Below are 9,531 nucleotides of genomic sequence, written 5' to 3' on the forward strand. Positions count from 1 at the left end.
GCGCCGTCTTCACCCTGTCCGGCCGCCTGTTCCACGTGGACCTGGCCGGCGACGACCGCGAACCCCGTGAGCTCCCCGCCACCCAGCCGGTCGTGGACCCTCGGGTGAGCCCGGCGGGAGACCGCGTCGCCTACGTCAGCGGCGGTTCACTCAAGGTCGTGGACATCTCCGACGCAGAGCCCGACCACGGCGACCGGGTGGTGGCCTCGCCCGACGGTGAGCACGTCACCTGGGGTCTGGCCGACTTCGTGGCGGCCGAGGAGATGAACCGGTTCCGCGGATTCTGGTGGTCGCCCGACAGCGCCTCCCTGCTGGCCACCCGGGTCGACGAGCGAATGGTCGCCCGCTGGTACGTGGACGACCCGGCCTCCCCCGGGCAGGAGCCGACGGCGCTCCGCTACCCGGCCGCGGGGACCGACAACCCGGACGTGCGCCTGGCCGTGTTCTCCGTGAGCTCCGCCGCACACCATCGCGCCGAGGGCGAGCCGGCCCCGTCGTGGATCGAGTGGGACCGCGAGGCCCTGCCCTACGTCCCGACCGCCGGCTGGACGAGCGGCCCGGACGGCACCCCCACGGTCGTCTTCACCGGCCAGAGCCGCGACCAACGCAACCTCACCCTGTTCTCCGCCGACCCGGCCACCGGTCTGGTCGCCGAGGCCCGCACCGAGACCGACGACGTGTGGGTCGAGCTCATGCCGGGCGTGCCCGACCACACGTCCTCCGGCGCCCTGGTGTGGATCGGCCGCGACCACGAGACCGGCGGCGAGCGGCGGGTGTACGTGGGCGTGGACCCGGTCAGCCCCGCGGGCGTGTACGTGCGCGGCGTGGTGAGCGTGGACGGGGAGCGGATCCTGTACTCGGGTTCGCCGGAGGGCCGCCCCGGCGACGTGTCCCTGTGGCTGGTCGACCTGGAGAGCGGCCTGTCCGCCCCGGTCGAGCTCCCCGACGCCGACACCCCCGAGGACGCCGCCCACGGGGGTCTGCGCGCCGGCCGGCTGCGCGGGGACACCCTCGTACTGCAGCACCGGTCGATGGACCGCACCGGCGTCCGGACGCTGATCGTGCGCCACGCGAGCACGGAGACCCGGCGCACCCACACCGAGATCGAGAGTTTCGCGCAGACCCCGGAGCTGCCCGAGCCGCGCGTGAAGTTCTGGCGCGCCGGGGAACGCAGTATCCCGAGCGCCCTGGTGCTGCCGTCCTGGTACTCGGAGGGCGACGACCCGCTGCCTGTCCTGGTCGCCCCCTACGGCGGACCGCACGCCCAGCGGGTGCTGAACGCGCGCGGTGCGTTCTCGGGTTCGCAGTGGTTCGCCGAGCAGGGCTTCGCGGTGCTCATCGCCGACGGCCGCGGGACCCCGGGTGTGGACGTGGAGTGGGAGCAGGCCGTGCACCTGGACCTGGCCGCTCCCGTGTTGGAGGACCAGGTCACCGCGTTGGAGGACGCCGCCGAACGCTTCGGCTGCCTCGACACCTCGCGCGTCGGGATCCAGGGATGGTCCTTCGGCGGGTATCTGGCCACGCTCGCGGTGCTGCGCCGCCCCGACGTGTTCCACGCCGCCGTCGCCGGCGCCCCCGTCATCGACTGGGAGCTGTACGACACCCACTACACCGAGCGCTACCTGGGCACGCCCGAGGGCGAGCCGAAGGCCTACGAGCGCAGTTCCCTGCTGGCCGACGCCGGTGACCTGGAGCGTCCGGTGATGTTCGTGCACGGGCTCTCCGACGACAACGTGGTCTTCGCGCACACCCAGCGCATGTCGTCGGCGCTGCTGGCCGCCGGGCGCCCGCACACGGTGCTGCCGCTGTCGGGGGTGACGCACTCGCCGTCGGACCCGACCGTGGCGGAGAACCTGTTGCTGCTGCAGGTGGAGTTTCTCAAGGAATGCCTGGGCGTGGAGGGCGATCAGGAGGCCTGACCCGCCACACGCCGGCCGGGCTTCCCAGCGCGGGTGCCCGGCCGGTCCGGCCCCGGCTCAGTCGGTCCCCGGATCCGCCCTGTCCTCGATCTCCGACTCGTCGGGGATCTCGATCTCCACAGGCGCGCCGAAGACCATGAAGTCGATGTTGTAGCTGTTCACGAGATCGCCGTCACTCTCGGAGTGCCCGCCCTCGACGGTCTCCTCCACCCTCATGGCCAGCGGGTACCCGGCCTCGGAGACCCACACGTCCACCTCGGCCCTGCGGTCTCCGGTGTCCTCGTCCACCCCCGGGTGCAGCCAGAAACCGCCCGTGGCCGTGCCCCTGTACCGGTGTCCCTCGCGCACGTCCAGCTCCTCGGCGTCCGGCGCCTGACCCGGCATCTCGTCCAGGGAGACGGCGACCTCGGGGACCTGGTCCGTGCCCTCGTAGCCGAACTCGGCGTCATCGGCGGCCAACGCCTCCAGGGCCGCCAGCTCGTACTCCCACTCGTGCAGCGGGTTGTCGACGGCGTCCTCGTCATTGACCGGGTGGTACTCGCGCTCCTGTTCCCCGGTGAAGGTGTCGTTGCGCTCGGAGACCCCGACGACCTCCTCCAGGTGGGTCCCGTGCGCCAGATGTCCGCCCCCGCCGGGGCCCAGCATGCTCAGGCTCAGGAAGGCCCGCTCCGGGTCCTCCGTGTACCAGTAGTAGTAGGGGGTGTTGTCGCCGGGGTTGTTGGAGAACCGGAAGGACGCGGCGATGAAGCTCTCGGCCCCGCGCGCGGTCTCCGCCGCTTCCTCGAAGACACCGGCGGACTCCTCGGGGTCCCGCGTGACCTGTGGTTCCTCGGGTTCGTCGGAGCCTTCGGCCCCGTCCTGCCCGTTCTCGGCCGCGGCGTCCTCGTCCCCGCCCGGGACCGCGGCGGTGTCCACGAACAGCCAGACCGCCAGGAGCCCGACCACCGTGCCGGCGGCGACCACACCCGTCGTCCCGATCGCCCACGCACGTCCCCGGCTGCGCACGCGCTTGACCGGCGGTTCCTCGACCCCGTCCCACTCCTGTGCCAAAAGGGCCGGGACGACCTCGGTGGGCGCGTCCGGCACGGGCCCGGACGGGACCCGTGTGTGCCGCCAGCGGTCCGTGAGTTCGGCCAGCGCCTGCTCGGCCGTAGGGCGCTGTGCAGGATCCTTCGACAGGCCGTACCGCACCAGCTGTTCCGCGTCGCCGGAGAGCCCGGTGAGCTCGGGCTCCTCGGTCTGTGTCCGGTGCGAGACGGCCTCCACCGGCCCGCGCCCGAAGGGTTCGCGTCCGGTCGCCGCGTACGCGACCATCGCCGCCCACGCGAACATGTCGGAGGCGGGGGTGGCCACGTCGCCGCCGTACAGCTCCGGCGCCATCCACCCGGGCGTCCCCAGCAGGCCGCCGGTGCTGGTCAGGACCGTGCCGTCCGTTGCCCGGGCGATGCCGAAGTCGAGCACTTTCGGGCCGTCCGGGGACAGGATCACGTTGCCCGGTTTGAGGTCGCGGTGCACCACCCCGGTCCCGTGGACGGCGACCAGGGCCTCGGCCATACCGGTGGCGAACGCGGTCAGCATCCCGCCGGTGAGCGGGCCGTTCCGTGACACGTGCGCACGCAGCGTCAGGCCGGGCACGTAGTCGGTCGCCAGCCAGGGTGTCTCGGACTCCAGGTCCGAGCCGAGGAATGCGGGCGTGCAGGAGGCGCGCACCCGCGAGACCAGGTCGACCTCGCGGGCGAAACGGGACCGGAACTCGTCGTCGGCCGCGAACTGCGGGTGCACCACCTTGACCGCAGCACACGTCCCGTCCACGCCGAGCCCCGCGTAGACCGCACCCATGCCGCCCGCGCCGATGCGCCCGAGCACCCTGTAGGGGCCCAGTGCCTCGGGGTCGCCCTCCCCCAGCGGTTTGAGATCGGCCGGAACGTGCTTGCGGTCGAAGGGGACCGCCGGCTGGTTGTTCATTCGTCTGTCCTTGTTCGGTCCTGCGTGGGGCTCGTCAGCGGCCGTAGAGGTCGGGGAGCTCGTGGTCGTGTTCCAGGCGGTCCTCGGTGCCGGAGACCGACCGCGGCAGGTAGTGGAACGGAACGCCCTCACGGTCGCCCTGGGCTGTGAAGCCGAAACCGGTCTCGGACGGGCGGTCCGGCGAGAGCAGCGCCAGACCGCCGGAGCCCAGGCGCTCGACCTCCAACTCGGTGCCTTCGGAGGCCGGGGGGTCGGGCTGCTCGGCCCAGACGAAGTCGCTCTCCCTCACCTCCAGCTCCCCGAAGTCGAGCAGGTACTCGAAGTCCAGCCAGAAGAGTGAATTCGAGGGCTCCGCGCTCTGCACGATGCGCAGGACATCGAGACCCTCGCCGCCGCCGTCGGCGGGTTCGATGCGGCGGACGACGGCGAGGGGCTCGTCGGGGTCCGGCACGAGGGTCACCTCGCCGTTCTCGAAGAGGTCCTGGTACTCGGCCGGAGCGTCGTCGACATCGTGCTCCACGCGGTCGGCCTCGGCATCGGCCTCGTCCTCGGAGCCGGTCCCGGACCCGTCCCCCGCGTCCGAGGCGCCCCCGTTGTCGTCCGTCCCGTCGGCGCCGTCGGAACCGCCGGAACCGTCCCCGCCTGCCGCGAAGGGTTCCCCGGACTCCCCCGACGGTTCGGTGCCCGGGACCAGCGGCATGGATCCCGGGCCGTCCCCGGCCCACGCACCGATCCCGAGCGAGGCCGCGAGGGTGATCGCCAGTGCGCCCGCCCCGGCCGCGAGCCCGCGGCGGTGACGGCGCACCCAGGACTCCCGCGGGGGCGCGTGCGCGACCCACAGGTCGACCCCGGTCCCGACCCCGCCCGGGGTGTGAGGGGCGCGCGGTCCCGGCCAGGCCTGCCCCATGACGAGGGTGACGTCGACCCACCCGCTGGGGGACACCGCCGGGGCGGCCTCGTCCGGCACGAGCACGGCGAGTTCCCTCATCAGTTCGTCGGCGCGAGGTCGGCGGCCGGGGTCCTTGTCCAGCGCACGTTCCATGATCAGGACGAGCGCCCCGGGGACACCGTCGAGGTCGGGGCGGCCGTCGAGGACCCGCGTGACCACGGACTCGGTGCTGCCCGCCCCGAAGGGTTCGCGCCCGGTCGCGGCGTGGGCGACCAAGCACGCCCAGGTGAAGACGTCGGAGAAGCCGGTGGCGCCGTCGCCCCGGTACTGCTCGGGCGCGATCCAGCCCGGGGTTCCGACGACGCCCCCGGTGTGGGTCAAAGCGGTCTCATCGGCGGCCCGGGCGATGCCGAAGTCCAGCACCTTCGGGCCGGTCGGCGACAGGATCACGTTGCCGGGCTTGAGGTCGCGGTGCACGACCCCGGCGGAGTGGATCGCGGCCAGTGCCTCGGCGGCGCCCAGCGCGAAGAGGGTCAGCTCGGGGCCCCGAAGCGGACCTCCTTCCCGCAGGCGCTCGGACAGCGTGGGACCGGACACGTACTCGGTCGCCAGCCACGGCACCTCCGCGTCGGGGCCGCACCCCACGAACCGGGGCACGGACGCCGCCTGCACCCGCCGCACCATCGCTACCTCGCGGGCGAACCGGGTCCGGAACTCGCCGTCGGAGGCGAAGATCCGGTGCACGGTCTTGACCGCCACACGCCGGTCGGCGTCGTCCAGCGCCGCGTACACCACACCCATGCCCCCGGACCCCAACCGCCCCACCAGACGGAACGGGCCCACCCGGCGCGGGTCACCAGCACCGAGGGGCTGCACGCCGGGCGGCAGGGGCGGGGGCGCAGGGGCGATGCCGGGTGCGGGGGAAGGGGGGATCATGCGGAACCGTTCTGTCACGGGGGTCGGCATCATCAGCGTACGACGGGGCGCTAGAGGCCCGGCCTATCGGGGGAGATCTCCCCCCTCCGAGGGAACGACGCGTTCGCGCGGCGTTCGGTTCGGGGCTCTACGGGGTCTCCTCGACCTCCGGCACGACCTCCACACCCGGGGACTCCGGCTCCGGGGGCTCCCCGGCCTCCGACTCGTCGGGAAACCGCGGTACCGGCCCACACCAGCGGGTGCGGGCCGCGTCGGACCCGCCGGGCAGCCGGGCGGACACACCCCTCCACTCGGTCGCCAAGAGCGCCGGCACGGCCTCGGTGGGCTGTTCGGCCGCGACCGGCCGGACACGGGTCGCGTTCCAGCCCTCGGTCAGCTCGGCCAGGGCCTGCTCCGCGGTCGGACCGCGCGCCGGTCGGTGCGCCCGAACAGTCGGACGTACCCGCGGCGCGATCGGTTCACCACCCCGCCCCATGCCCGGCCCACCCCGGGTCGGGGGCGTGCGACGGGGGTTCTAGCCTGGGCGTATGCGTTCGTATGCGGCGCCGCTAGCCTTCGCGGCCGATGTCCTGTGTGTGCTCGTCTTCGTCGTGGTCGGCAAGATCGACCACGAGACCGGGACAGCGGTCGCCGCGGTCGCGGGCACCGCGTGGCCGTTCCTGGGCGGGCTGGTCCTGGGATGGGTGGTCACCCTTGCCTGGCGCACCCCTGGCCGGATCTGGCCATCGGGCGTGTTCGTCTGGGCGGTCACGGTGGCGGGCGGCATGGTGTTGCGCCTGCTCACAGGTGAGGGAGCCCCGATGAGCTTCGTCGTGGTGACCGCCTCGTTCCTCGCCGCGACTCTCCTCGGCTGGCGAGGGATCGCATACCTGGTCTCCCGCAGGCGCCACAAGAGCGCGGTTTCCGGGCAGACTGGGGTGAGCTGACACCCCCGGCCCCTGGAGAAGACCGTGTCCGACCCGGCAGGCATCGCCATCGTCACCGCCCTGGCCACCGGCGCCGTCCAGAAGATCAGCGAGACGGCGACCGACAACACCATCGCCTCCTTCAAGGACCTGTGCAAGCGGGTCTTCGCACGCTTCCGCGAGACACCCGGGGCGCAGGAGGCCCTCGACGAGGCGCGCGTGGAGAGCGACGACCCCGCCGCCCTGGAGAAGGTCGCCGTCCATCTGCAGGTCGCCGAGCAGGAGGACCCGGAGATCGCCCGCCTCGTGGCCGAACTCCGCCGCGCCGCCGAGGCCGGGAGCGGCGGGTCGGTCACCAACACCATCAACGGCAACGTCTCCGGCAACGCCAAGGTCGTACAGACCCAGGACATCAACGGTGACGTACGGCTCTGAGCTGTCCGTAAGCTGGATGTGATGAACGAACGACCCGCACCCGGGAGTGAGCCGACCTCCGCGGCCAACGGTGAGGACGAGGCGCGGGAGGTCGGCGTGGGCCCGTGGGTCGGCCCCTGGCCGGAAGGCGACCACTACGACCCCGAACTCCTGGCACAGGGCGACCGCCGCAACGTCCTCGACCGGTACCGGTACTGGCGGCGGGAGGCGATCGTGGCCGACCTCGACAACGTGCGCCACCCCTTTCACATCGCTGTGGAGAACTGGTCGCACGACTTCAACATCGGCTCCGTGGTGCGCACCGCGAACGCGTTCAACTGCGCGGGTGTGCACATCGTCGGCCGTCGGCGTTGGAACAAGCGCGGTGCGATGGTCACCGACCGCTACCAGCACGTGCACCACCACCCCGACACCTCGGCCCTGCTCGAGTGGGCGCACGAACGCGGGATCCCGCTGGTGGGCGTGGACAACCTCCCGGGCGCCGTACCGCTCGAGAGCCACCCCCTGCCCCGGTCGGTCGTGCTCGTGTTCGGTCAGGAGGGGCCAGGGCTGTCGGAGGAGGCCCGCCGCGACTGCGAGGCGGTACTCTCCATCGCCCAGTTCGGCTCCACCCGCTCGATCAACGCCGGTGCGGCCGCGGCCATCGCCATGCACGCTTGGGTGCGCGCACACGTGTTCGACCAGCCCGTCGATGGCCCGACCTTGCGCACGGAGCACACGGAGTACCCGACTTTGTCGTGAAACGCCTGCTCGGGTGACACACGTGACTGCTGTGACACCCTCGTGATCTAGGATGGGCGCGTCCACCCCCGAACCGGAGAGGCCCGTATGAGCACCGCCGTGTCCGCGTCCGCCCGCCCCGCCACGACCGACGACGTGAGTTCGGTGGCCCGAGTCCTGAGCCGGGCGACCCACGGTGATCCGCTCTTCGCATGGCTGTTCCCCGACGAGCAGACCCGCATGGCCAAGATCCGCCGCTTCTACGCCATGGCCGCGGGCTTCGGCTACGTCCCCCACGGCGACACCCGCGTCACCGAGTCGGCCGGATCCACCGCCGGCAGGCCCGTCGTCCGGGCCGCGGCCCTGTGGGCACCGCCGGAGAGCAACCCGGAGGGCCCGCTCGTCTCGGTCCGCCTGTGGCCCCACTGGGGACCCCTGCTGGGGCGCGGGCGCATCAGCCCGTTCGTGCGGGTCTTCGCGGAGTGGAAGCTGGCCGCCCCGCAGGAGCCCCACCTCTACCTCGCCGCCCTGGGTGTGGACCCCGCCGTGGCCGGAACCGGCGTCGGGGGCACCCTGCTCTCCGAAGGGCTCGACCGCGCCGACGGCCAGGGGCTGCCGGTCTTCACGCAGACGATGGACGACAAGGCGATCGGGTTCTACGAGCGTTTCGGCTTCGAGGTGATCCGTGAGGTCGACCACCTGGAGGGTGGCACCACGCACTTCCTCCGGCGCGGGTGAGCTGCAAGGACGTCCGGGCCCGGACGATCGCGCACGAACAGCGACCACACCGCTCTGACCTGGGCTGATCTAACATGAAGGGCACGATCCCCACTCCAGAGAGGTGCCGTTCATGAGCCCCGCAGCGCCGACCCGCACCGTACGTTCGGCGACCATGGAGGACGTACCCGGTGTGGCCAGGGCCCTCGGCCGCGCCTTCTGGGACGACCCCCTGTACCAGTGGCTGTTCCCGGATGTCATCACACGCCGGGCCCGCGTCGTGCGTTTCCACGCGGTCTACGCCGGTTTCGCCTATGTTCCGCACGGCATCGTCGACGTGGCCGAGGACCTCGTGGATCCGCCGCCGCGCCCGGTCGTGCGTGGGGCCGCCTGGTGGGACGCCCCGGGCCACGAGGCCGAGTCACGCCCCTCGTTCCTGCTGCGCAGCCTGCCGCACCTGGTCGGGATGGTCGGCGCGTCCCGCCTGCCCGAGGTGTCCCGCTTCTTCGCGCGTGTGGGCGAGGCGCGCCCCGTCGAGCCGCACTGGTACCTCGCGGCCGTGGGCGCCGACCCGATCACGCAGGGCACCGGTGTGGGTTCCGCGCTCATGCGCAGCGGCCTGGAACGCGCCGACACCGACGGGCTTCCCGTCCACCTGGAGACGATGAACGCGGACAACCTCGACTTCTACGAGCGCTACGGGTTCCGCGTCACCAAGGTGATGGACGAGACCGGGACCCCGACCACCTACAGCATGCTCCGTCCTGCCGGCTCCTGATACGCCGAACATGGCGAAGGGCCGCGTCGCCGCGGCCGGACCGCACACATGCACCCGCGCCTTCCGGGCCCGAGTTCCGTGTGGCTGTACGACCCGAGGAACTCGAGTGCGGTCGGGACCGAACACGCGGAACGGGCCGCACCCCTGGGGGTGCGGCCCGTCCGTGCGACCGGGGTCGGGACCCTGGGGGCCTGTTTGGCGAACACCGATCACCTGCTGCGCGGCGCCCCAGCGGCACTCTCGCNCGGGCCGACTCCTTCTTCGGCC

The 9,531-nt window shown here is 72.5% G+C and carries 9 protein-coding genes; 6 read left to right on the forward strand and 3 right to left on the reverse strand.

What is annotated here, in order from left to right:
* On the forward strand, nucleotides 1–1,919 hold a 1,919-nt coding region (locus D474_RS0111150; RefSeq protein WP_017613655.1), incomplete at its 5' end, for a S9 family peptidase.
* Nucleotides 1,920–1,976: 57 nt separating this feature from the next.
* Here D474_RS0111150 and D474_RS32945 read toward each other — a convergent pair.
* The 3 genes from D474_RS32945 to D474_RS0111165 all read right to left on the reverse strand — a co-directional run bounded on the left by D474_RS32945 (nucleotide 1,977) and on the right by D474_RS0111165 (nucleotide 6,184).
* A complete protein-coding gene (locus D474_RS32945) occupies nucleotides 1,977–3,884 on the reverse strand; it encodes a serine/threonine protein kinase (RefSeq protein ID WP_040703340.1) in 1,908 nt (635 codons plus the stop codon).
* Between the two features lie 34 nt (nucleotides 3,885–3,918).
* A complete protein-coding gene (locus tag D474_RS32950; protein ID WP_083931794.1) occupies nucleotides 3,919–5,709 on the reverse strand; it encodes a serine/threonine-protein kinase in 1,791 nt (596 codons plus the stop codon).
* 127 nt (nucleotides 5,710–5,836) lie between these two features.
* Nucleotides 5,837–6,184, reverse strand: coding sequence for a hypothetical protein (locus tag D474_RS0111165; protein WP_017613656.1), 348 nt, complete (start codon nucleotides 6,182–6,184; stop codon nucleotides 5,837–5,839).
* A gap of 52 nt (nucleotides 6,185–6,236) precedes the next feature.
* On the opposite strand from D474_RS0111165, the gene D474_RS0111170 reads away from it, so the two are divergent.
* The 5 genes from D474_RS0111170 to D474_RS0111190 all read left to right on the forward strand — a co-directional run bounded on the left by D474_RS0111170 (nucleotide 6,237) and on the right by D474_RS0111190 (nucleotide 9,264).
* A complete protein-coding gene (locus D474_RS0111170) occupies nucleotides 6,237–6,635 on the forward strand; it encodes a DUF3054 domain-containing protein (protein WP_026118384.1) in 399 nt (132 codons plus the stop codon).
* 24 nt (nucleotides 6,636–6,659) lie between these two features.
* Nucleotides 6,660–7,049, forward strand: coding sequence for a hypothetical protein (locus tag D474_RS0111175; protein WP_017613658.1), 390 nt, complete (start codon nucleotides 6,660–6,662; stop codon nucleotides 7,047–7,049).
* Between the two features lie 21 nt (nucleotides 7,050–7,070).
* Nucleotides 7,071–7,790, forward strand: coding sequence for a TrmH family RNA methyltransferase (locus D474_RS0111180; RefSeq protein WP_017613659.1), 720 nt, complete (start codon nucleotides 7,071–7,073; stop codon nucleotides 7,788–7,790).
* Between the two features lie 87 nt (nucleotides 7,791–7,877).
* Nucleotides 7,878–8,507 carry a GNAT family N-acetyltransferase gene (locus D474_RS0111185; protein WP_017613660.1) on the forward strand — a complete coding sequence of 210 codons (630 nt, stop codon included), beginning with the start codon at nucleotides 7,878–7,880 and terminating at the stop codon, nucleotides 8,505–8,507.
* A 112-nt stretch (nucleotides 8,508–8,619) separates the two neighbouring features.
* A complete protein-coding gene (locus D474_RS0111190) occupies nucleotides 8,620–9,264 on the forward strand; it encodes a GNAT family N-acetyltransferase (protein WP_026118385.1) in 645 nt (214 codons plus the stop codon).
* The last annotated feature ends 267 nt before the right edge of the window (nucleotides 9,265–9,531 follow it).

This window comes from Nocardiopsis salina YIM 90010 (assembly GCF_000341025.1).
GTDB classification, from domain to species: domain Bacteria; phylum Actinomycetota; class Actinomycetes; order Streptosporangiales; family Streptosporangiaceae; genus Nocardiopsis; species Nocardiopsis salina.

Excerpts from the sequence above, each read along its gene's own strand:
- D474_RS32945 (WP_040703340.1), bottom strand. The coding sequence starts at position 3,884 with ATGAACAACCAGCCGGCGGTCCCCTTCGACCGCAAGCACGTTCCGGCC.
- D474_RS32950 (WP_083931794.1), bottom strand. The coding sequence starts at position 5,709 with ATGATCCCCCCTTCCCCCGCACCCGGCATCGCCCCTGCGCCCCCGCCC.
- D474_RS0111165 (WP_017613656.1), bottom strand. The coding sequence starts at position 6,184 with ATGGGGCGGGGTGGTGAACCGATCGCGCCGCGGGTACGTCCGACTGTT.
- D474_RS0111170 (WP_026118384.1), top strand. The coding sequence starts at position 6,237 with ATGCGTTCGTATGCGGCGCCGCTAGCCTTCGCGGCCGATGTCCTGTGT.
- D474_RS0111180 (WP_017613659.1), top strand. The coding sequence starts at position 7,071 with ATGAACGAACGACCCGCACCCGGGAGTGAGCCGACCTCCGCGGCCAAC.
- D474_RS0111185 (WP_017613660.1), top strand. The coding sequence starts at position 7,878 with ATGAGCACCGCCGTGTCCGCGTCCGCCCGCCCCGCCACGACCGACGAC.
- D474_RS0111190 (WP_026118385.1), top strand. The coding sequence starts at position 8,620 with ATGAGCCCCGCAGCGCCGACCCGCACCGTACGTTCGGCGACCATGGAG.